The organism is Actinosynnema sp. NPDC050436, assembly GCF_040655415.1.
Taxonomy (GTDB): Bacteria; Actinomycetota; Actinomycetes; order Mycobacteriales; family Pseudonocardiaceae; genus Actinosynnema.
Map to the genome: position 1 here is coordinate 61,162 of NZ_JBFAJV010000013.1, position 21,297 is coordinate 82,458.

Annotated in this window: 19 protein-coding genes and 2 pseudogenes; 15 read left to right on the forward strand and 6 right to left on the reverse strand. The window is 72.1% G+C overall.

Going from position 1 to position 21,297, the window contains the following annotated elements; all coding sequences use genetic code 11:
• Both AB0I60_RS27860 and AB0I60_RS27865 read left to right on the forward strand, forming a co-directional pair.
• Nucleotides 1-1,911, forward strand: coding sequence for a fumarate reductase/succinate dehydrogenase flavoprotein subunit (locus tag AB0I60_RS27860; RefSeq protein ID WP_360734707.1), 1,911 nt, complete (start codon nt 1-3; stop codon nt 1,909-1,911).
• The gene (locus AB0I60_RS27865; protein ID WP_360734709.1) at nt 1,908-2,654 is read left to right on the forward strand and encodes a succinate dehydrogenase/fumarate reductase iron-sulfur subunit; all 747 of its coding nucleotides are present in this window, start codon (nt 1,908-1,910) and stop codon (nt 2,652-2,654) included. Before AB0I60_RS27860 ends, AB0I60_RS27865 begins: the two co-directional genes overlap by 4 nt.
• Here AB0I60_RS27865 and AB0I60_RS27870 read toward each other — a convergent pair.
• Nucleotides 2,630-3,418 carry a putative sulfate exporter family transporter gene (locus AB0I60_RS27870; protein WP_360734712.1) on the reverse strand — a complete coding sequence of 263 codons (789 nt, stop codon included), beginning with the start codon at nt 3,416-3,418 and terminating at the stop codon, nt 2,630-2,632. The two genes, AB0I60_RS27865 and AB0I60_RS27870, sit on opposite strands and share 25 nt — an antisense overlap.
• Nucleotides 3,419-3,488: 70 nt before the next feature.
• On the opposite strand from AB0I60_RS27870, the gene AB0I60_RS27875 reads away from it, so the two are divergent.
• Both AB0I60_RS27875 and AB0I60_RS27880 read left to right on the forward strand, forming a co-directional pair.
• Nucleotides 3,489-4,382, forward strand: a complete 894-nt coding sequence (locus AB0I60_RS27875) for a LysR family transcriptional regulator (protein WP_360734715.1) — start codon at nt 3,489-3,491, stop codon at nt 4,380-4,382.
• Complete coding sequence (locus AB0I60_RS27880) at nt 4,379-5,020, forward strand: hypothetical protein (RefSeq protein ID WP_360734718.1); 642 nt, start codon at nt 4,379-4,381, stop codon at nt 5,018-5,020. The genes AB0I60_RS27875 and AB0I60_RS27880 overlap by 4 nt, the downstream gene beginning before the upstream one ends.
• 12 nt (nt 5,021-5,032) lie before the next feature.
• Here the strand turns inward: AB0I60_RS27880 and AB0I60_RS27885 are convergent, their stop codons facing one another.
• Nucleotides 5,033-5,971, reverse strand: coding sequence for an AraC family transcriptional regulator (locus tag AB0I60_RS27885; protein WP_360734721.1), 939 nt, complete (start codon nt 5,969-5,971; stop codon nt 5,033-5,035).
• Nucleotides 5,972-6,085: 114 nt separating this feature from the next.
• On the opposite strand from AB0I60_RS27885, the gene AB0I60_RS27890 reads away from it, so the two are divergent.
• A complete protein-coding gene (locus AB0I60_RS27890; protein WP_360734724.1) occupies nt 6,086-6,508 on the forward strand; it encodes a DUF4345 domain-containing protein in 423 nt (140 codons plus the stop codon).
• Here AB0I60_RS27890 and AB0I60_RS27895 read toward each other — a convergent pair.
• Nucleotides 6,468-6,590 (reverse strand): annotated as a pseudogene (locus tag AB0I60_RS27895) (alpha/beta hydrolase); the annotation flags it as partial. The gene AB0I60_RS27890 and the pseudogene AB0I60_RS27895 overlap by 41 nt on opposite strands.
• 6 nt (nt 6,591-6,596) lie before the next feature.
• Between AB0I60_RS27895 and AB0I60_RS27900 the strand changes: the two are divergent.
• Nucleotides 6,597-6,902 (forward strand): annotated as a pseudogene (locus AB0I60_RS27900) (GNAT family N-acetyltransferase); the annotation flags it as partial.
• Nucleotides 6,903-7,084: 182 nt separating this feature from the next.
• The gene (locus AB0I60_RS27905) at nt 7,085-7,810 is read left to right on the forward strand and encodes a 3-keto-5-aminohexanoate cleavage protein (protein WP_360734727.1); all 726 of its coding nucleotides are present in this window, start codon (nt 7,085-7,087) and stop codon (nt 7,808-7,810) included.
• Nucleotides 7,811-7,859: 49 nt separating this feature from the next.
• On the opposite strand, the gene AB0I60_RS27910 is transcribed toward AB0I60_RS27905, so the two are convergent.
• The gene (locus AB0I60_RS27910) at nt 7,860-8,513 is read right to left on the reverse strand and encodes an amino acid-binding protein (RefSeq protein WP_360734730.1); all 654 of its coding nucleotides are present in this window, start codon (nt 8,511-8,513) and stop codon (nt 7,860-7,862) included.
• Nucleotides 8,514-8,720: 207 nt separating this feature from the next.
• Between AB0I60_RS27910 and gatC the strand changes: the two genes are divergently transcribed.
• The 6 genes from gatC (at nt 8,721) to AB0I60_RS27940 (ending at nt 15,918) form a co-directional block, all read left to right on the forward strand.
• Complete coding sequence (gene gatC, locus AB0I60_RS27915; protein ID WP_015104569.1) at nt 8,721-9,020, forward strand: Asp-tRNA(Asn)/Glu-tRNA(Gln) amidotransferase subunit GatC; 300 nt, start codon at nt 8,721-8,723, stop codon at nt 9,018-9,020.
• A gap of 112 nt (nt 9,021-9,132) precedes the next feature.
• Nucleotides 9,133-10,632 carry an Asp-tRNA(Asn)/Glu-tRNA(Gln) amidotransferase subunit GatA gene (gene gatA, locus AB0I60_RS27920; protein ID WP_360734734.1) on the forward strand — a complete coding sequence of 500 codons (1,500 nt, stop codon included), beginning with the start codon at nt 9,133-9,135 and terminating at the stop codon, nt 10,630-10,632.
• Nucleotides 10,629-10,820 (forward strand): hypothetical protein, encoded by a 192-nt coding sequence (locus tag AB0I60_RS27925; RefSeq protein WP_360734738.1) that lies wholly within the window; start codon nt 10,629-10,631, stop codon nt 10,818-10,820. Before gatA ends, AB0I60_RS27925 begins: the two co-directional genes overlap by 4 nt.
• Complete coding sequence (gene gatB, locus AB0I60_RS27930) at nt 10,817-12,319, forward strand: Asp-tRNA(Asn)/Glu-tRNA(Gln) amidotransferase subunit GatB (protein ID WP_360734741.1); 1,503 nt, start codon at nt 10,817-10,819, stop codon at nt 12,317-12,319. The genes AB0I60_RS27925 and gatB overlap by 4 nt, the downstream gene beginning before the upstream one ends.
• 606 nt (nt 12,320-12,925) lie before the next feature.
• Nucleotides 12,926-13,237 carry a hypothetical protein gene (locus tag AB0I60_RS27935; protein WP_360734744.1) on the forward strand — a complete coding sequence of 104 codons (312 nt, stop codon included), beginning with the start codon at nt 12,926-12,928 and terminating at the stop codon, nt 13,235-13,237.
• A gap of 62 nt (nt 13,238-13,299) precedes the next feature.
• Entirely contained in the window at nt 13,300-15,918 is a 2,619-nt protein-coding gene (locus AB0I60_RS27940) for a CHAT domain-containing tetratricopeptide repeat protein (RefSeq protein WP_360734746.1), read from the forward strand.
• 910 nt (nt 15,919-16,828) lie between these two features.
• On the opposite strand, the gene AB0I60_RS27945 is transcribed toward AB0I60_RS27940, so the two are convergent.
• Together AB0I60_RS27945 and AB0I60_RS27950 are read right to left on the reverse strand one after the other, a co-directional pair.
• The gene (locus tag AB0I60_RS27945; RefSeq protein WP_360734749.1) at nt 16,829-18,013 is read right to left on the reverse strand and encodes a PQQ-dependent sugar dehydrogenase; all 1,185 of its coding nucleotides are present in this window, start codon (nt 18,011-18,013) and stop codon (nt 16,829-16,831) included.
• A gap of 10 nt (nt 18,014-18,023) precedes the next feature.
• Complete coding sequence (locus tag AB0I60_RS27950; protein ID WP_360734752.1) at nt 18,024-18,881, reverse strand: alpha/beta hydrolase; 858 nt, start codon at nt 18,879-18,881, stop codon at nt 18,024-18,026.
• A 29-nt stretch (nt 18,882-18,910) separates the two neighbouring features.
• Between AB0I60_RS27950 and AB0I60_RS27955 the strand changes: the two genes are divergently transcribed.
• Both AB0I60_RS27955 and AB0I60_RS27960 read left to right on the forward strand, forming a co-directional pair.
• Nucleotides 18,911-19,825, forward strand: a complete 915-nt coding sequence (locus AB0I60_RS27955; protein ID WP_360734755.1) for a 2-hydroxyacid dehydrogenase — start codon at nt 18,911-18,913, stop codon at nt 19,823-19,825.
• 305 nt (nt 19,826-20,130) lie between these two features.
• Nucleotides 20,131-20,898, forward strand: coding sequence for a DoxX family protein (locus AB0I60_RS27960; protein ID WP_360734758.1), 768 nt, complete (start codon nt 20,131-20,133; stop codon nt 20,896-20,898).
• Nucleotides 20,899-21,297: the final 399 nt, after the last annotated feature.

Here is a 21,297-nt window from a genome sequence, read left to right on the forward strand (position 1 = left end):
ATGCCCCTCTACACCGAAGGCCACCCGATCTCCGACCAGCGGGTGCCGGCCGGGCCGATCGAGACCCGCTGGGACCGCCGCCGGTTCTCCGCCCGCCTGGTCAACCCGGCCAACCGCCGCAACCGCAGCGTCATCGTCGTCGGCACCGGCCTGGCGGGTGGGTCCGCCGCCGCCACGCTCGGCGAACTCGGCTACCGGGTCACCTCGTTCTGCTACCAGGACAGCCCGCGCCGCGCGCACAGCATCGCCGCGCAGGGCGGCATCAACGCCGCCAAGAACTACCGCAACGACGGCGACAGCGTGCACCGCCTGTTCTACGACACGGTCAAGGGCGGCGACTTCCGCGCCCGCGAGTCGAACGTGCACCGGCTGGCGCAGGTCAGCGTCGAGATCATCGACCAGTGCGTTGCGCAGGGCGTGCCGTTCGCCCGCGAGTACGGCGGCCTGCTCGACACCAGGTCGTTCGGCGGGGCCCAGGTGTCGCGCACCTTCTACGCCCGGGGCCAGACCGGGCAGCAGCTCCTGCTCGGCGCGTACCAGGCGCTGGAGCGCCAGATCAACGCCGGCCGGGTCGAGGTGCACCCGCGCACCGAGATGCTCGACCTGCTCGTGGTCGACGGCCGGGCCCGGGGCGTCGTGGTGCGCGATTTGGTCACCGGCCGGGTGTCGACGCACTTCGCCGACGCCGTCGTGCTCGCCACCGGCGGCTACGGCAACGTCTTCCACCTGTCCACCAACGCCAAGGGCTGCAACACCACCGCGATCTGGCGGGCACACCGCCGGGGCGCGCTGTTCGCCAACCCCTGCTACACCCAGATCCACCCGACGTGCATCCCGATCAGCGGCGACCACCAGTCCAAGCTGACCCTGATGAGCGAGTCGCTGCGCAACGACGTCCGCGTCTGGGTGCCGAAGAACGCGCAGGACACGCGCCCGCCCAACGACATCCCCGACAGCGAACGCGACTACTTCCTCGAACGCATGTACCCGGCGTTCGGCAACCTCGTCCCGCGCGACATCGCCTCGCGCGCGGCCAAGAACATCTCCGACGAGAAGCGCGGCGTCTACCTCGACTTCGCCGACGCCATCGCCCGCCTGGGCGCGCACGCCGTCGAAGAGCGCTACGGCAACCTGTTCGAGATGTACCAGCGCATCACCGGCGACGACCCGTACCGGCAGCCGATGCGCATCTACCCGGCCGTGCACTACACGATGGGCGGCCTGTGGGTCGACTACGACCTGCGCTCGACCATCCCCGGCCTGTACGTCATCGGCGAAGCGAACTTCTCCGACCACGGCGCGAACCGGCTGGGCGCGAGCGCGCTCATGCAAGGGCTCGCCGACGGCTACTTCGTGCTCCCCGGTGTGATCGGCGACTACCTCGCCGACGCGCCCTTCGCCCCGCTCACCCCCGACCACCCGGCCGTCGCGGACACCCTGTCCGAGGTGCGCGGCCGGGTGAAGACCCTGCTCGCGGTCGACGGCGACCGCACGGTCGAGTCGTTCCACCGCGAGCTGGGGCGGCTGATGTGGGACGAGTGCGGCATGGAGCGCAACGAAGCCGGGCTGCGCAAGGCGCTCGACCGCATCCCGGAGCTGCGCGAGGAGTTCTGGCAGCGGGTCAAGGTCCCCGGCACCGGCGAGCACCTCAACCAGGAGCTGGAGAAGGCCGGGCGGGTCGCGGACTTCTTCGAGCTGGCCGAGCTGATGTGCGTGGACGCCCTGCACCGCGAGGAGTCCTGCGGCGGCCACTTCCGCACCGAGTCCCAGACCTCTGACGGCGAGGCCCGGCGCGACGACGCCCGGTTCTCCTACGTCGCCGCCTGGGAGTGGACCGGGGCCGAACCCGTGCTGCACAAGGAAGACCTCACGTTCGAGCACGTCCAGCCGAGCACCCGGAGCTACGCGTGAAACTCACCCTGCGGATCTGGCGGCAGAGCGGCGCGACCGGGCGGCTCGTCGAGTACCCGCTCGACGACCTCTCGCCCGACATGTCGTTCCTCGAAGCGCTCGACGTCCTCAACGAGCGCCTGGTGCTCGCCGGTGAAGACCCCGTCGCGTTCGACCACGACTGCCGCGAGGGCATCTGCGGCATGTGCGGCGTCATGATCAACGGCGTCGCGCACGGCCCGCAGAAGGCCACCACCGCGTGCCAACTGCACCTGCGCAGCTTCCAGGACGGCGACGTGCTGACCGTCGAACCGTGGCGGGCCGACCCGTTCCCGGTCGTGCGCGACCTGGTCGTGGACCGCAGCGCGTTCGACCGGATCGTCGCCGCCGGCGGGTACGTCAGCGTGCCCACCGGCAGCGCGCCCGACGCCCACGCCACACCCGTGCCCAAACCCGACGCCGACACCGCGTTCGAAGCGGCGGCGTGCATCGGGTGCGGCGCGTGCGTCGCCGCCTGCCCCAACGGGTCGGCGATGCTGTTCACCGCCGCCAAGGCCACCCACCTCGGCGTCCTGCCGCAAGGGCAGCCCGAGCGCTACTCGCGGGCCCGCGACATGGTCGCCGAGCACGACGCGCTCGGCTTCGGCGGCTGCACCAACGCCGGCGAGTGCACCCCGGCCTGCCCCAAGGGCATCCCGCTGACCACCATCGCCCGCCTGAACGGCGACCTGCTGCGCGCTCACACCACCCGCAGCGACAGGTAGGCCACCGAGCACACCAGCAGCGTCGCCAGCAACCCCAGCAGCAGCGCGCGCGGTCCGGTCGCCAGCAGGCCCCTCGGCCGGACCGCCGTGCCCAACCCGAACATCGCCACCGCGAACAACCCGGTCGTCGCCGCCTTCGCCACGTCCAGCACCCCGACCGGCAGCACGTCCACCGACCGCACCGCCACCATCGCCAGGAACCCCAGCAGGAACAGCGGCACCAGCGGACCCCGCCGCCGGTTCACCCCCGCCGCGACCGGCGCGAGCAGCGCCACCCGGCTCAGCTTCACCGCCATCGCCGTCGCCACCCCCGACGCCGGTGCCGCCGCCGCCACCTGCGCCACCTCGTGCACGCTCAGCCCGATCCACTCCGGCGACGCGCCCAGCAACGGCAACACCACCATCGTCACCGTCCCGAACAACGTCACCAGCGCCACCGCGGTCGCCACGTGCTCCTCGTCGCGCTCGGTCGACACCGCCGCGATCGCCGACGCCCCGCAGATCGAGAACCCGCTCGCCACCAGCACCACCAGGGCGCGCGGCAGGCCCAAGCGCCCGCCCAGCCACAGCGTGCCGAAGAACGTGACCCCGACCGTGACCACCGCCGCCACCAGGACACCCGGCCCCAGCCCCACCAGTTGCGGCAACGACAACTGCAACCCCAGCAGCACCACGCCCGCGCGCAGCAGCTTCCGGGTGAGCGGCGCCAGGTCCGGCAACCGGCCACCCACCAGGACACCCAGCACGAGCGCGGCGATCAGCACACCGCCACGTTCGGCGGAAAGGCCGCCCGCCGGTAGCCGGCAACCGGCCATGAACTCATACCCTGGGGCTATGACCGAGCCGCCCGACCTGGAATCGCTGCGCCTGCTCGTGCTGGTCGGGGAACTCGGCAGCCTCGGCCGCGCCGCCCACGAACTCGGCGTCGCCCAACCCTCCGCCAGCAAGCGGCTGTCCACCCTGGAACGCCGGCTCGGCCTCGCCCTGGTCGACCGGGGCCGGCGCGGCTCCACCCTCACCCCCGCCGGGGTCGTCGTCACCGAACGCGCCCGACGCGTCCTGGACGAGGTCACCGGCCTGCTCGCCGGAGCGGACGCGCTGCGCGCCCAGCGCGACGCCGGGCTCCGCGTCGCCGCCAGCATGACCGTCGCCGAGCACCTCGCGCCCGGCTGGCTCGGCGAACTCCGCCGCACCCACCCCGACCTGCACGTCGGCCTGCGCGTCACCAACTCCGAAACCGTCCTGCGGCTGCTGCGCGACGGTGCCGCCGACCTCGGCTTCGTCGAAGCGCCCGGCACCCTCACCGGCCTGTCCACCCGCAAGGTCGCCGTCGACCGGCTCGCCGTCGTCGTCCCTCCCGGCCACCGCTGGTCCCGCCGCCCCGTCACCGCCACCGAACTCGCCGGCACCCCGCTCGTGGTCCGCGAACGCGGTTCCGGCACCCGCGACACGTTCGACCGGGCCCTCCCCGACGCCGTCCCGCCCGCCCTCGAACTCGGCTCCACCACCGCCGTGCGCGGCGCGGTCGTCGCCGGCGTCGCCCCCGCCGTGCTGTCCGTGCTCGCCGTCGCCCACGACCTCGCCGACGGCCGGCTGGTCGAAGTCCCCGTCCCGGGCCTCGACCTGCACCGCGTGCTGCGCGCCGTGTGGCCGGGCGGCCGGCGGCTCGTGGGACCCGCCGCGGAACTGCTCGCCGTCGCCGCCCGGCGTAGTTCAATGAGGGCATGAGCTGGTTCCGCCGCCGCACCGAACCCGACACCCCGCCCGTCCACCTGCCCAACCCGGCCGAAGCGGCGGAAGCGTTCTGGCACCGCTGGCTGGGCCTGCTGCCCGAGATCAGCGCGGCCCTCGGCGACGGCGAACCCCACCGGGTCGAGCACCAGTTGTGCGACCTGGTCGCCGCCCTGCACCCCGACCTGCACTTCTCGCTGGAACGCGGGCACCGCGCCATCTACGCCCTGGTGATCAGCGGCCAGGAAGACCCGAGACTGCGCCCCCGCACCGACGCGTGGGCCGCCGCCGCCCCGCCCGAGGACATGATCTGGGAGTACCACGACTCGGTGCCCCCGGTCCCCGACCCGACCCTGGTGACGGTCAACCTGGGCCCGAAAGCCGTGCGCCTGGCCGACGTGCGGGTGGCCGTCCAGCACTCGGAGGGTCTGGTGGACGTGGCGGTCTACCACCCGCTGTTCGCCGACCTGGACGACGCCCAACGCCGCACCCTGACGTTCCTGCCGCTGGACGCCACCCTCGGCGAGCGCCTGGCCGCCGAACGCCTGGGCCGCGTGGAGACCGCGCTCACCGAACCCGAAGGCGCACTCACCCTCCTGGAACTCCGCACCCTCATCGATCCGCCCACCCCCTGACCTGGACTCCCCTCACCCCCTCCCGGCCCCCGGCGAGACCCCGAACGCCCGCTTGTAAGCCCGGCTGAACGCGGCCTCCGACCGGTACCCGAACCGGTGCGCGACCGCGCCCACCGTCTCCGCCGTGTGCCGGAGCCGGTCCTGCGCCTGCTGCATCCGCCACCGGGTCAGGTAGCGCATCACCGGCTCGCCCACCAGCTCCGTGAACCGCCCCGCGAACACCGACCGCGACAACCCCGCCTCCCGGGCCAGCGCCACCACCGTCCAGTCCCGCTCGGGGAACCGGTGCAGCGCCGTCAACGCCCGACCCACGTGCGGGTCGCGCAAGGCCGCCAACCACCCGACCCGGGCCTCGGGAGCGGTGTCCAGCCAGGCCCGGATCGCCTGCACGACGAGCACGTCGGCGAGCCGCGTGATCACCGTCTCGCCACCCGCCCGGGGCGCGGCGGCCTCCCGCGCGATCAGCCGCAGCGTGCTGTGCAGCCAGTCGTCGTCCCACGCGTCCACCCGGAGCACCAGGGGCAACTGCGCGACCAGCCGCTGGGCGGCGACGTGGTCGAACCGCACCACCCCGTAGGTGATCTGGGTGACCGCACCGCTCCCGCCGTGCCGCAACACCTCGTAGCGGTCCCCGATCTGCTCGACCGGCAACCCGAACAGGTCCCGCACCGCGACCCCGGCGGCGCTGCGGACGAGGTGGGGCGTGCCGTGCGGGACGAGCACGAGGGTGCCGGGCCCGAGCGTGAGCGGAGCGGCCCCGTCGACCTCCCAGAGGCAGGAGCCGGCGGTGACGATCCCGAACGTCATGAACCCGTCGAGGGGTGGGACGGAGATCCCCCAGGGAGCCCCCAACTCGGCCCGGCAGTACAGGGTCCCGGTGAGCCGCAACAGGTGCAGCGCCTCCCCGAGCTGGTCCGCCGAGTCGGGAAAGGGACGGCTCAACCCACTCATGCCGCCGATGCTCGCACCAGCCCGGACACGGGGTCCACGGTGGAGGACGATCGGCACAGAACCCAGGAGCCCCGGTCATGGCGGGGAGGGGGTCACGCGGCCGAAACTCACGTCATGCACAAGGCGATACTGCTCGTGGCAGGCGGAATCCTGGCGTTGATCGGCGCAGCGACCCTCCTTTTTCCCACGGCCTTCCACGGCTTGACGGGAACCGACGTGGAGGGCTCGGCGGCCCTGCTCAGCGAACTCCGAGCCCCCGGCGGCGCTCTGGTGGCCATCGGGGTCTTGGTGGTGGCAGGAGCGTTCCAGCCCCCATTGGCAGCGGCATCATCCCTGGTAGGAGCGCTGACCTACCTGTCGTACGCCGCATCCAGAGTCCTGAGCTCCGCCCTGGACGGCCTACCCCCGACGAAGCTGCTGATCGCAACAGCAGCAGAACTCGCCCTCGGCCTGGCCTGCCTCCACCAGCTCCGCCGCCCACTGGTGCCCGTGCGGCCTACAGGGTGCGACCGAGGAAGCCCCGCACGTAGCCGGTGATGGTGTCGAGCTGGTCCTCCAGCGCGAAGTGGCCGGCGTCGAGCAGGTGGATCTCCGCGTCGGGCAGGTCCCGGCGGAACGCGAGCCCGTCACCATCGCCCTGCCCGGCTCCCCGTACGCGGAGGTGAGCCGGTCGGGGGAGGTGGAGTTCCAGATGCTCGCGGTCAGCCCCGACGCTCGCGGCCGGGGCGTCGGCGAGGCGCTGGTCCGCGTGGTGATCACGCGGGCCCGCGAGGTCGGCGCGCGGCGCGTGGTGATGAGCAGCGCGGAAACCACGACCACCGCCCACCGGCTGTACGAGCGGCTCGGCTTCCGCCGGTTCCCGGAGCGCGACTGGAGTCCGGTGCCCGAGGTCCGGTTGATCGCCTTCGCGTTCCTCCTCGAACTGGCCTGACCCCGTTGCGGGCGTTCGACGGGGTCGGGCAATCGTGTGCCGGCACGCCGCGCCACCACGGTGACCACGCCCGACTTGCGCCCGGCTGACCGGCGCACATCCGGCGTTCGCCCGCCTGAACGGCACGCGCCTGAACGGGTCGGCGAGTCGCGGCCACCCTTGGCCCGTGCGAGGCTGGCCGCGTGCTCCAAGCCTGCTTGAACGGTGCCCGCGAGGCCGGCAGCCACCCGGCGCTGCCGGTCACGCCGCAGCAGTTGGCGGCCGACGTCGGCGCGCTCGCCGAACTCGGCATCTCACACTTCCACCTGCACCCGCGCGACGCGGTCGGACTTGAGGTGCTCGCCGGACCCGAGGTGGCGACCGCCGTCTCCGTGGCCCGGCTCGCCGCACCGCACGCCGAGATCGGGGTCACCACCGCCGCGTGGATCCAGCCGGACCCGGTGCGCCGCGCGGAACTCCTGCGCGGCTGGGCCGGGTTGGCCGCCGGCCGTCCGGACGTCGCGTCGGTGAACGTCCACGAGGACGGCTGGCTCGACGCCGCCCGCGCGCTGCTCGACGCCGGCGTCGGCATCGAGCTCGGCGTGTTCCACGAAGCCGCCGCCCACGCGCTGCGCCGCGCGGGCATCCCGGACGGCACGGTCCGCATCCTCGCCGAGGTGCAGCCCGACGGCACCACCGGCGACGCCGAAGCCCTGCTCCGCCTGCTCGAACCGCTCGGCCCGCCGATCCTGCTGCACGGCGAGGACGCGAGCGCGTGGCCCGTCCTCGACCGCGCCGCCCGCCTCGAACTCGACACCCGGGTCGGCCTGGAGGACACCCTCCTCAACCCGGACGGCACCCGCACCCGCGACAACGCCGAACTCGTCGGCTACGCGCAACGCACCATCCGGGCCAACGCCGTCCGCTAGCCGCCGACCGACCCGCCACCACCCACCGCGAGAGCCGGTCAGCCGGGCCCTAGTCCGGCAGCACGACGGACACGATGCCCGCCAGGTGCGCGAGTCGCGCCACCTCCGCCGCCCGGAACATCGGGCCACCCGGACGTCCCACCAGCAGCACCCGGTCGGGTTTGCCCAGCGGGGTCGCCGCGAGTTCGGTGCCCAGCTCGCGCCACGTCTCGGGCACCCAGTCCTCCTCGCCGTCCAGCACGGTCGCGCGCGCCAGCGGCATCCACGGCGGGTTCGTCATCCGGGTCTCCGGGGCCGCCGTCGACGCCGTCACCCGGTGCACGCCGGTGCTGTCCGACCGGACCACCACCGCCCACCCGGCGCGGATGATCTTCGGCACGCCCTCGGTGAACACCTCCAGGCCGCGTTTGGGCTCCTCCGCGACCTCTTCCACGAGTTCCAGCTCGCGGTGGGTGTCGAGCACGCCCGCGTACGGGCGCACCGCGTCCACCTCCACCCCGTCGACGGATTCCGCCGCCGTGATCAGCACGTCCGGCAGCCGGCCGGACGGCAGTTCCACCACCAGGTCGTCGATGGCGACGCCGGTGCTGCGCTCGACCACGTCCACGCTGAGGATGTCGGCCCCGATCTCACCCAGCGCGGAGGCGACCGCGCCCAGGGCTCCGGGGCGGTCCGGGAGCTGGACCCGGATCAGGAAGGACACGGTGCAACGCCTCCAAGGGGTTCGCCAGTTTCGGCCGATGATTCTCGCAGACGCAGCTTCGCTTTCCGACCCACCGGCCGCGTTGCGACGCGGTAAAATCCCGCACCCCCGCGCGCGGGCCGGACAACCCCGTCGGACTCGTCCCTGACCTGCCAATAGACTCGGCGGGTCCCAATCCGAGTAAACCGACCCACGGGGGTTGACGAGATGCCCAGCATCTCCCGCGACGAGGTCGCGCACCTGGCCCGCCTGGCGCGGCTCGCCGTCACCGACGACGAGCTCGACCTGTTCGCCGGCCAGTTGGACGTGATCCTGCAGTCGGTGGCCACGGTGGGCGACATCGCCACCGCGGACATCCCGCCCACCTCGCACGCCGTTCCGCTGACCAACGTGTTCCGCGAGGACGTGGTGCGTCCCAGCCTCGGTCAGCAGCAGGCGCTCGCGGGCGCCCCCGCCGCCGAGGACGGCCGCTTCCGCGTTCCGCGCATCCTGGGTGAGGAAGCATGACCGCCGACGTTCTCTTCTGCGCGGAGGCGGCGACGAGCGCTGCCGACGTTCTCTTCTGCGCGGAGGCGGCGACGAGCGCTGCCGACGTTCTCTTCTCTGCGGAGGCGGAATCATGAGCGACCTGATCCGCAACACCGCCGCCGAGCTGGCCGCGAAGGTGGCGAGCCGCGAGGTCTCCGCGACCGAGGTCGCCCAGGCCCACCTCGACCGGATCGGCGAGGTGGACGGCGCGGTGCACGCGTTCCTGCACGTCGACACCGAGGGCGCGCTCCAGGCCGCCAAGCGGGTGGACGACGACATCGCCGCCGGCAAGCCGGTCGGCCCGCTGGCCGGCGTCCCGCTGGCCCTCAAGGACGTGTTCACCACCGAGGGCGTGCCGACGACCTGCGGGTCGGCGATGCTGCGCGCGTGGAAGCCGCCTTACGACGCCACGGTCACCCGCCGCCTCAAGGAGGCCGGCATCGTGATCCTGGGCAAGACCAACATGGACGAGTTCGCCATGGGCTCCTCCACCGAGAACTCCGCGTTCGGCCCCACTCGCAACCCGTGGGACCTGGACCGGATCCCCGGCGGCTCGGGCGGCGGCTCGTCGGCGAGCCTCGCCGCGTTCGAGGCCCCGCTGGCGATCGGCACCGACACCGGCGGCTCGATCCGCCAGCCCGGCTCGGTCACCGGCACGGTCGGCGTGAAGCCCACCTACGGCGGCGTCTCCCGCTACGGCCTGGTGGCGTTCTCGTCGTCCCTGGACCAGGGCGGTCCGTGCGCGCGCACGGTGCTCGACGCGGCGCTGCTGCACGAGGTCATCGCCGGTCACGACCCGCTGGACTCGACGTCGATCGACGCCCCGGTCCCGCCGGTCGTCGCCGCCGCCCGCGAAGGCGCGCACGGCGACCTGACCGGCGTGCGGGTCGGCGTGGTCACCCAGTTCAGCGGCGAGGGCTACCAGCCGGGCGTGCTGCGCTCGTTCGAGGCGGCCGTCGCGCAGCTCAAGCAGCTCGGCGCGGAGGTGGTCGAGGTGTCGTGCCCGAGCTTCGACTACGCGCTGCCCGCGTACTACCTGATCGCGCCCAGCGAGGCGTCGTCCAACCTGGCCCGCTTCGACGCGATGCGCTACGGGGCCCGCTACGGCGACGACGACACGCGCAGCGCCGAGGAGGTCATGGCGATCACCCGCGACCAGTGCTTCGGCGCGGAGGTCAAGCGGCGCATCATGATCGGCACCTACGCGCTGTCGTCGGGCTACTACGACGCCTACTACGGCTCGGCGCAGAAGGTCCGCACGCTCATCACGCGCGACTTCGAGCAGGCGTTCGGGAAGGTCGACGTCCTGGTGTCGCCGACCACGCCGACCACGGCGTTCAAGATCGGCGAGCGGGCGGACGACCCGATCGCCATGTACAAGGCCGACCTCTGCACCATCCCGGCGAACCTGGCCGGCACGCCCGCGATGAGCGTCCCGAGCGGACTGTCCGATGAGGACGGCCTGCCGGTCGGCCTCCAGATCATGGCCCCGGCGCTGCAGGACCACCGGATGTACCGGGTGGCGGCAGCCTACGAGGCAGCCCGCGGCTCCGTGCTCGCGGACCTGCCGGAACTGGCGGTGGCGCGGTGAAGAAGGCACGAGGGATCTTCGCGCTGCTCGGCGCGGGCAGCGCGGCGGCGAGCGCGTTCTCCACCCTGAAGTCCGCGCGCGGCAAGAACGACAAGCTGGCTCTGGTCAACGCGGTCGCCAGCATCCTGGTGGCGATCACCGGCGCGGCCCTGGCCGTGCGGTCCCTGCGGAAGGACGGCAACGCATGACCGCGGTGCACGAGCTGATGGACTACGCCGAGGTCATCGAGCGGTTCGACCCCGTGCTGGGCCTCGAGGTGCACGTCGAGCTGCACACCCGCACCAAGATGTTCTGCGGCTGCGCCAACCTCTTCGGCGGCGAACCCAACACGCACACCTGCCCGACGTGCCTGGGAATGCCCGGCGCGCTGCCGGTCGTCAACGGCAAGGCCGTCGAGTCGGCGATCCGCATCGGCCTGGCGCTCAACTGCTCCATCGCCGAGTGGTGCCGATTCGCCCGGAAGAACTACTTCTACCCGGACATGCCGAAGAACTTCCAGACCTCCCAGTACGACGAGCCGATCGCGTTCGGCGGCTGGCTCGACGTCACCCTGGACGACGGCGAGGTGGTGCGCGTGGAGATCGAGCGCGCCCACATGGAAGAGGACACCGGCAAGTCCCTGCACGTCGGCGGCGCGACCGGCCGCATCCACGGCGCGGACCACTCGCTGCTGGACTACAACCGGGCGGGCGTCCCGCTGATCGAGATCGTCACCAAGCCGATCACCGGCACCGGTGAGCGCGCCCCCGAGGTCGCCCGCGCCTACGTGACCGCGTTGCGCGACCTGCTCAAGGCGCTCGACGTCTCCGACGTCCGGATGGACCAGGGCTCGCTGCGCTGCGACGCCAACGTGTCGCTGATGGCCAAGGACGCCACCGAGTTCGGCACCCGCACCGAGACCAAGAACGTCAACTCGCTGCGCAGCGTCGAACGCGCCGTGCGGTTCGAGATGACGCGGCAGGCGGCGGTGCTCGCGGCCGGCGGCACCATCCGCCAGGAGACCCGGCACTTCGACGAGTCGACCGGCGGCACCTCCTCCGGCCGCGCCAAGGAGACCGCCGAGGACTACCGGTACTTCCCGGAGCCCGACCTGGTGCCCGTCGCCCCGTCCCGCGAGTGGGTCGAGGAGCTGCGCGGCACCCTGCCGGAGCTGCCCTGGGAGCGCCGCAAGCGCGTCCAGCAGGAGTGGTCGCTCACCGACGCCGAGCTGCGCGACCTGGTCAACGCGGGCGCGGTCGACCTGGTCACCGCGACCGTCGAAGCGGGTGCGACGCCCGCCGAGGCCCGCTCGTGGTGGGTCGCCTACCTGACCAAGGAGGCCAACGCGCGCGGCGTCGAGCTCGGCGAGCTGGCCATCACACCCGCCCAGATCGCCCGGGTCGTCGCGCTGGTCAACGCCGGCGAGCTGACCAACAAGCTGGCCCGCGACGTGGTGACCGGCGTGCTGGAGGGCGAGGGCGAGCCGGAGGCCGTGATCGAGGCCCGGGGCCTCAAGGTCGTGTCCGACGACTCGGCGCTGGAGAAGGCCGTGGACGAGGCCCTGGCGGCCCAGCCCGACGTGGCCGCGAAGATCCGCGACGGCAAGGTCGCCGCCGCCGGGGCGATCGTCGGCGCGGTCATGAAGGCGACCAAGGGCCAGGCGGACGCGAAGAAGGTCCGCGACCTGATCATCGCCCGCTGCTCGTAGTCCCACCGCTCGCAGTCCCACCGCTCGCAGTCCCACCTCCCGCTGCGGGACAGGCTTCCGGCCTGTCCCGCAGCGGCGTTTCCGGGACCATTCGAAGGGTTGCCCCGACGCATTCTTCGCCGGCCCGCGCGGCAGTTCCACGACGACCCGCGCGGAAAAGCCGGTAAACACTTGGACATCTGTCGAAGTGATCATCCACACGGCACTGGACGTATCTGGTCCGCGCCCGCCCGCTCCTCCACCTCGAAGCACCTGGTTCCCCCGCCGGCGGCGGGGTGGCGAACAGTGACGGGAGGAGCGCCCACGGTGTCCATTCCACGCGACCGGGCGGTCGGATCGTCCCCTTATTGCGGACCCCGACACACCACCTCTGTGTTAACACGTTCGCCCAATCGAGTGGTACCGTCCGCCTCGAAAGGGCCTTCGCCCTGGTCAACGCAGCCCTCTGTGGGCCTGGCGATCGCTCTCGGTGAATTTCCCGCTCAAAGGTGCGTCCATCTGTGTCAGGCTTGAGCCGTTCGGCAGGGCCGGGGGGCCGCCGAATGATCAATCCCACCAGCCAAGCGTCCCGGCTGCGCCGGGATCCGTTGTAGGGGAGGACAACGCATGTCCGCTGAAACCGATCCGAAGCTCGTCGAGGAAATCGACGCGATCCCGACCGAAGCCGGCGTCGAGCACGAGGCCGAAGCCCTCGCGGCGCGCACGGGAATGATCAACGGCGGTGGGGGAACCGGCGGCGGAGCCGACCCCCAGGGCGGTCCGTACCAGACGCACTCCGAGCCCGGCGGCGGCGACTCGGACGACCCCAACGGGGGCCCGTACCAGCCGCACCAGCCCGACCCGCAGAAGACCGGCCCGGTCACCCCCACCGGGGGCCCGTACCAGACGCACTCCGAGCCGATCGCGGCGCAGAACTGACGAGCCGGACCGCACTGCCAGCCGGACGGGTGGCAGTGCGGTCCGCCGGCTTGTGCTCTCATATGAGAGTGCCTCTGGCGACCGCCGATCCCGTGGGGGATGCCCGTGAACTCCACCGCAAGGGCAAGGCATCCGCGTCCGCCAACCGCTACCTGACCGCCACCCGCATCCTCCGCCAGGGACTGGCCCTGCTCGACCAGGCCGACGCGGACCCGGTCGGCCGGCAGGAAGTCCGCATCCGGCTGCTCATGACGCTCTCCTTCTGCCTGGCCGAAACCCAAGGGCTCGAAGACGGGCTGCGCCAGCTCGCCGACGCCCGCGAGGAGACCGCCGGCCTGCCGGAAGGGGCGCTGCGCGACGAGCTGACCAGCCTCGTCAACGGCGTCCAAGGCGTCCTGCTGTTCCGCGTCGGGCGCATCGAGGACGGCATCGGCTACGTCGACCTCGACGTGGCCCACCACGAACGCCTCCTGCAGCGCACCAAGGACGAGGGCGGCGACCCCATCCCCGTCGTCCAGTCGCTGATCACCACGCTCACCAACCGGGGCAACGCCTACGGCGAGATCCACCGCATCGACAACGCCGTCCGCGACCTCAACCGCGCCGCCGAACTCGCCACCGAGCACGACATCCCGCTGCGCGCCGCCCTAGCCACCCACTCGCTCGGCAACGTGCTGCGCCTGGCCGGCGACATCCCCCAGGCCCTGCGCCGGTACCAGGAAGCCAACCGCGCCTTCCGCGAACTAGAACCGGGACTCCTGCTGCGCCTGGGCATCGACCAGGCCGAAGCCATGATCAGCGTCGGCCTCACCGACGAAGCCGGCCGCCTGCTCGACGAGGTCCTGCCCGAACTGCGCCGGCAGCGCATCGGCCAGGACGTCGCCGAAGCCGAGCTGTACCGGGGTGCCGCCGCACTAGCCGACGGCGACCTCGCCCTGGCCCGGCGCATGGCCCGCTCCGCCCAGCGCAGGCTCGTCCGCCGGGGCAGCCCCGCGTGGGCCGCCGTCGCCGGCCTCATCGAACTGCGCGTCGACGCGCTGCACGCCGTGGAATCCCGCCGCTCGTCCCCGTCCGTCCTGCGCCGCGCGCTCGAACTCGCCACGCGGCTGAGCGCGCTCAAGCTCCACGACCAGGCCAAGCTCGCCACCGTCCTGGCCGCGCGCATGGAAGCCCGGCACGGCAACGTCGACAGCGCCGCCGAACTCCTGCGCAGGGTGACCACCTCGCGGCGGTTCGCCCCCATCGACCACCGGATGCTGCTGCGCCTGTGCCGAGCCGAACTCGCGCTGGCCAGGGGCAACCGCCGAGCCGCCCTGGCCCAGGCCAAAGCGGGCCTCGCCGAACTGGGCCGGATGCGCGACCGGATGGGAGGCTTGGAACTGGTCTCCGGCACGGCGTTGCACGGCCGCGAACTCGGCGACCTGGCGGTGCGCCTGGTCCTGGAGAGCGGCGACTCGCCGACCGTCGCCAAGCGCCTGTTCACGTGGCTGGAGCGCACCAGGGCCCAGCTCTACCGCTACGACCCCGTCGAATCCACAGTGGACAGCGCGCTGAGCGAGCGGATCACCGAGGTGCGCCAACTCAGCCGAGCCCTGCTCAGGGCCAGGCTGGACGGCCTGCCCACCGCCGCGCTGGAAGAACGCCTCGCCGCCAGCCAACGGGACGCCATGCGCCTGGGCTGGAGCGAGAGCCCCTGGGGCAAACCCCGCCCCGTGGCGACGGCCGACGACATCATCCCGAGGCTCGGCAGCCGCGCCATGGTCAGCTTCGCCGTCTCCGGCGACACCCTGGTCGCAGTGGTGCTGGCCGGCGGCCGGGCCCGCATGAAGCGCCTGGGCTCCGCCGACGAAGCCACCGAACGCGCCCGCCGCCTGCACGCGGACCTCAACGCCCTGGCCCCCGACCACCTGCCGCCGCCCCTGATGCAGGTGATCTCCGCATCAGCCAGGCGCGAAGCAGAAAACCTCGACCGCCTCCTCCTTACCCCCCTGGCAGAAATGATCGGCGACCGGCCACTGGTGGTGGTCCCCACCGGAGCCCTGCACGTCGTCCCGTGGGGCGTGCTCCCCACCTGCGCAGGCCGCCCCACGGTAGCCGTCCCGTCCGCCACGTCGTGGCTGTTCACCACCCGCGCCGACCGAGCCGGAGCCGCCGGCGTCCTCCTCGTCCGAGGCCCCGGCCTCCAAGCAGCACAAGGCGAAATCGACCGCCTCGCCGGCTACCACCGAGACGCCAAACTCCTGGGCGTAGCCGACGCCCGGGTCAGCTCGGTCCTGGACGCACTGGACGGAGTGGAACTGGCCCACATAGCCGCCCACGGCGAACACGAACCAGAAAACGCCCTGTTCTCCCGCTTGGAGCTGGTGGACGGAGCACTCTTCGCCCACGAACTCGGCCGAGTCCGCCGCCCACCGCACCAGGTGGTGCTGGCAGCCTGCGAACTCGCCCTCAACCGAGTCCGCCCAGGCGACGAACCCCTGGGCTTCGCCGGAGCCCTGCTGGCCGGCGGCGCCCGCACCGTGATCGCCGCATCGAGCCGAGTGGGCGACGAGCAGTCAGCCGAAGCCATGGCCGACTTCCACCACAACCTCGCAGCAGGAGCTTCACCCGCCGTGGCCCTGGCAAACGCGATAGCCATAGACCCACTCCGCCGCCCCTTCGTCTGCCTGGGCTCTGGCTGACGACCGTTCGCCGACCGCTGCCGGGCTCCGCCTGACGATCGGTCGCCGACCGCTGCCCAGGCTCCGTCCGACGATCGGTCGCAGACTCCGGCGGCCGGGGCGGCGGGGTGTGACCGGCCTACTGGCGTCCGCTCGACATCCTCCCGGTGCCCAACCGACGCCCCGCTGGTTCCCGCCGCCGTCCTGCTGGGGTCCTGCTGTGCCGCCCTGTCGCCGTCCGCCGCTACCCGTCCGCCGTCCGCCGCTACCCGACCGCCGTCCCGCTGCCGCCGGCCGCTGTCCTGCTCCCGGCCGGCGGCCGCTCGGCCAACCACCTTTAGTATCCGGCCGCCGGCCGACATCCCTGCCGGCGCTCGACCGAAGCTCGCCGTGTGCCGCGCTCCATGATTACGGCAACGAAATCGGTATCTCAAAAGTGCCCAGATCCGCGCCGCATCTTCAAGGTTCGCTCGGAGGGGTGATCTCTGGTCGAAATCGGTTGCAGCAACGCCACTCCAATCTCAACGCGATCCCACTCTTTCGGTCCATCTGGCGAGACTTGTTCGCCGACTGAATGTTACATCGCCCCTGTGGCTATCGTGAGGTCACACGATAGGTGGAATGCGCGCGGCGGGCATGATCACCACTATGCCCCGAGGGTGCTGACTCGGCATACCAAGACCACAACCCGCGCCTTGAGGCGAAGTCGACACGCAGCCTGATAAGCCGGAAGTGGCAGAGGTCAGCATCTGCCCGGACGCGTGCGACAAACCTCGGCAGAGTCAAGAGGAGAGGTGTCGGTCGAGGCAGCGGCAGCGAGCCGGGTCCCGGCTCTTGCAGCAGTATGTGCCGCGGAGCGGCAAGGCGGTCAGGCCACGTAAGTCAGCCGAAGAGGAGCACCGCCGAACAGTTCCCGCAAACCGGCCGGCAATCAGTCCTTGCTGCCGCCGGCGCCGCCGTCCCTCACGACGATGACCACGCGGTCGTCGCTGGACACCGGTGTGCCGCCCGCGTTCTTGTTCACCGTGCCGATCAGCGCCGTGTTGTCGTCCACCGCCACCAGCGCGCCAACCCGGCCGAAACCGTTCTCCTTGTCCAGGAACGGTTCCGGTTTTCCGGTGAACGCGCCATCCGGCCCCATCGGCAGGATCAGCGTCCCCGGCGCACCCGCCGTGCCCACCCACACCGCGTTCGACAGCGACGCGCACCCGCTCACCCCGGGCCGGTCCGGCCACGTCCACGCCGGGTTGCCCAGCGCCTTGCCCGCCTCCACCCGGTACAGCAAATCGGCCGACGCGCCCGCGTCCGTCACCCAGGTCTTCGTGCCGTCCCCCGACACGCACACCCCGGAAGGCGACCGCAGCCCGGACGCCAGCACGCGCGACCCGGCCGTCGGGTTGCCGCGCGCCGGCTGGCCCGAGCCGTCGATCCGCAGCACCTTGCCCGCGAGCGACCCCGGGTCCGCCGCCGCCGTCGGGTTGCCGCCGTCGCCGGTCGCCACGAGCAGCGCGCCGGTCCGGTCGTAGCCGAGCGACCCGCGATTGCCCGAAGGGCCCTTCGGGATGCCGGTCAGCACCGGCTTGGGCACGTCGTTCGGCGCGAGGCGCAGCACCCGGTTGTCCGTCGCGGTCGTCACGTACACGTAGACCAGCTGGTCCTCCGCGTACGTCGGCGACAGCGTCACGCTCGTCAGGCCGCCGTCGCTCGACGCGTCCACGTCGAACGTTTGCAACACGACCGGGTCGACGTCCTTCGTCACCCGCACGAGCCGCCCGGTCGTCCGCTCGGTCGCCAACGCCGTCACGGCGCCGGTCGTCTGGTTCACGTCCGTCAGCGCCACACCCGACACCGGCGACAGGCACGTGCCCACGACAGCCGGGTTGAAGTCCTTGCAGCCCTGCGGCGGCGGCACCGGCGTCGCCTGCTGCCCCGGCTGCTGGCCCTGGCCGGGGCTGCTCGGCAGCTCGCCGGGCAGTTCGGGACGCGGCCCGGCCTGCGGGGTGAGCTGCGGCGCGGGGCTCCACCCGGCCGGTGCCGGCTGCTCCGGGAAGCTCGCGCAGCCGACGGCCAGCAGGCCGACAGCGGAGCCGATCAGCAACCCACGGAGTCGAGACACGCCGACCAGGCTAAGCGCGCGGCCGTGAACGTGAGGTGAGCAGGTCCTCCACCGCCTGCTCCACGGCGTGCGCGCGTCCGAGCAGCAAATCCAGCTCCTCGACGATGATCTGCGGGTTCTCCAGCGGCAGGTAGTGCGTGTTCGGCAGCACGCGGACCCGCGCCTGCGGCAGCCCCGCCACCGGGCCGACCATGCTGTCCGGCGACGTCAGCCAGTCGTACCGGCCGGCCAGCACCGTCGTGGGGCAGGTCAGGCCCGTCAGGTCCAGGCGCGGTGCCCGGCCCAGCGCCAGCGCCAACGTGAAGTACCAGCCCCAGTCGTGCTTCAGGAACCGCCGCAGCGACGCGACCGCCGGCGACGACACATCCGGCACCGGCACCCGGTGCAGCACCGAATCCAGCAGCGGGCCCGCGAGGCGCAGCACCGTCGCCGACGACACACCGATCAGCCGCCGCACGTCCTCGGGCAGGCCCGGCACGCCCAGCACACCGGCGAACGAATCACCCGGCGCACCCGCCACCAGCAACAAACCCGCCACCCGATCCGGGTGGCGCAGCGCCAACTCGGCCGCCACCGTCACACCCATCGACCAGCCCATCACCGCGCACCGCTCGACGCCGCCGTCGTCCAGCACCGCGAGCGCGTCCGCCACGTGATCACCCAGCGTGATGCGCGCCGGGTCGGACGGACGGTCCGAGCCCATCGTGCCCCGGTGGTACCAGCTGTGCACCCTGGCCGACGACAGCTCCGGCCACACCGACGGCGCCGCGCCCAGACCAGGGCACAGCAGCACGTCCGGGCCATCGGTGTCGGTGCGCCACAGCCTGATCCGCGTGCCGTCGGCGGAGACGACGTCATGCTCCCGCATGGTCCGACAGTGTGCCGTAGCGTGCGGGTGTGACGCTTACCGTGTTGGTTCCAGATGAACTGGGCATTCGCGCGCTGGCCGGCGTCGAGGGTGTTCGGCCGGTGCTCTACTCGGCGGGGGAGGACCTGCCGCCGGAGGCCGCCGACGCCGAGGTGCTGGTGCCGAAGTTCCTGCAGAGCACCGATCCGCGCGAGTTCTTCGAGCGGTTGCCGAGGCTGCGGCTCGTGCAGCTCTTGAGCGCGGGCGCGGAACGGTTCATCGGGACCGTGCCGGACGGGGTGATGCTGTCCACGTGCCGGGGCGCGCACGGCGGGAGCACCGCCGAGTGGGCGATCGGTGCGCTGCTGGCGATCTACCGCGACTTCCCGGCGTTCGAGCGGGCACGGGTGGAGCGGCGGTGGGACTACCACGCGACGGACACGTTGCAGGGCAAGGAAGTCCTCGTGGTCGGGGCGGGCGACCTGGGCGAGCAGTTCCGGCGGCGGCTGGAGCCGTTCGACGCCACCGCGACGCTCGTCGGGCGGACCGCGCGCGACGGCGTGCGCGGCATGGACGAACTGCCCGAGCTGCTCGGCTCCTACGACGTGGTGCTGGTCGTCGTGCCGTTGACGGCCGAGACGACCGGGATGGTCGACGCCAAGTTCCTGTCCCGGATGAAGGACGGGGCGATCCTGGTGAACGCGGCGCGCGGTGCCGTGGTGGACACCGACGCCCTGGTGGCGGAACTGGTCGACGGTCGGCTGCGCGCGGCCCTGGACGTGACCGAGCCCGAGCCGCTGCCCGAGGACCATCCACTGTGGAGCGCGCCGGGACTGTTCCTGACGCCGCACGTGGCGGGTTCGTGTCGGGGGCACGCGGAGCGGGCTTATGCCGTGGTGGCTTCGGAAGTGGCCCGGTTCGCGCGCGGTGGGGAACCGCAGAACCTGGTGCACGGGGACTACTGAGCGGGCCAGTCGATTTTCAGCCGGTGCGGACGCCCTCCATCCGCACGGCCGCCGGAGTCGCGCCGGACCACAACCACCAGGTGCCGGCGCGACCCACCCGCTCTCGCCCCTGGTTTCCGACCGTCCTGCCCACGCTCCGCTCCGGCCGACCCCCGGCGCTCCCCGCCTGTCCTGTGCCCGACCTGCTCTCAGCGCAGAACGCCAAATACCCCTCCGACAGGTGTCGAAATTAGACCATTTGGGTGAGGATTGGCTGCTTAACGGACGCTCGCGGAGGTCCTCCGAACCTCCTAACGTGCGGGTGCGTGGCTACTGACGATCGCTCGAAGAGCCCGAGCGGCTACTCCGACGACGGTTTCTACTCGACATCGACGAGCGGCGTGGGCGGAGGAGCACACCACTTCGACGACGGCACCCAGGCGTTCGGCAAGGACACCACCGCCTTCAACAAGGACACCAACAGCTTCGACACCTCCGGCTACACACCGGTGGACACCTTCGGGCAGAGCGCCGCCACCCACCTGGACGACGACGAGGACGAGCGCAGGCCGTTCGGCTGGACCGGTAGCGCCGACCTCGGCCTCCTGGTGCTGCGCGTCGCGCTCGGTGCGGTGTTCATCGGGCACGGGGCGCAGAAGGTGTTCGGCGCTTTCGGCGGCCCGGGAATCGACGGGTTCGCCCGCCAACTCGCAGACTTCGGCTACCGCGAGGAGAAGATCCTCGCGTGGGTCACCGGCATCACCGAACTGGCCGGCGGAGCTCTGCTCGTGCTGGGCCTGTTCACGCCCCTCGCTGCGGCGGGCATCCTGGGCGTGATGGCCAACGTCATCGCCCTCAAGTACGGCGGCAGCCTCTTCCCCTCGGACGGCTTCCGCCGCTTCCTCAACACGGATGGCGTCGAGCTGGAACTCGCGTACGCGGCCATGGCGTTCGCGCTCGTCTTCACGGGTCCGGGTCGGGCCGCGATCGACTACAACCGCAGCTGGTTCCGGCACCCGTTGCTGACGGGGTTCCTCTGCTTCCTCCTGGCAGCGGGTGCGACAGCCGCCACGCTCCTCGTCTTCCGCACCTGACCGCTCTCGACTCGACTCCCGGTGACCTGCCGTCCGGTGACCTATCAGTCAGTGATCTAGCGGTCAGTACCTCGGTGCGCAGGAGCAGCGCTCACTGCACCGCACACTCCGCTTCAGGTCTTGCCCTCCGCGCCGCTGCATACGATCGCTCGACCATCGGTCCACGCTCGCCCACCGCAACCGCCCACCGACTGCAACCACCCGCCGCCGCCTCCGCTCGCCCGCCGCGCCCAACCGCCCGCCGCAACCGCCGCCTGCGTCCGCTCGCCCGCCTGCCGCGTCCGCCCACCACACCGCCGCCTGCGCCCGCCCACCGCTCATCCGCATCACGCAGGCGCGTCATCCGCATCACGCAGGCGCGTCATCCGCATAACGCAGGCGCGTCATCCGCATCGCGCA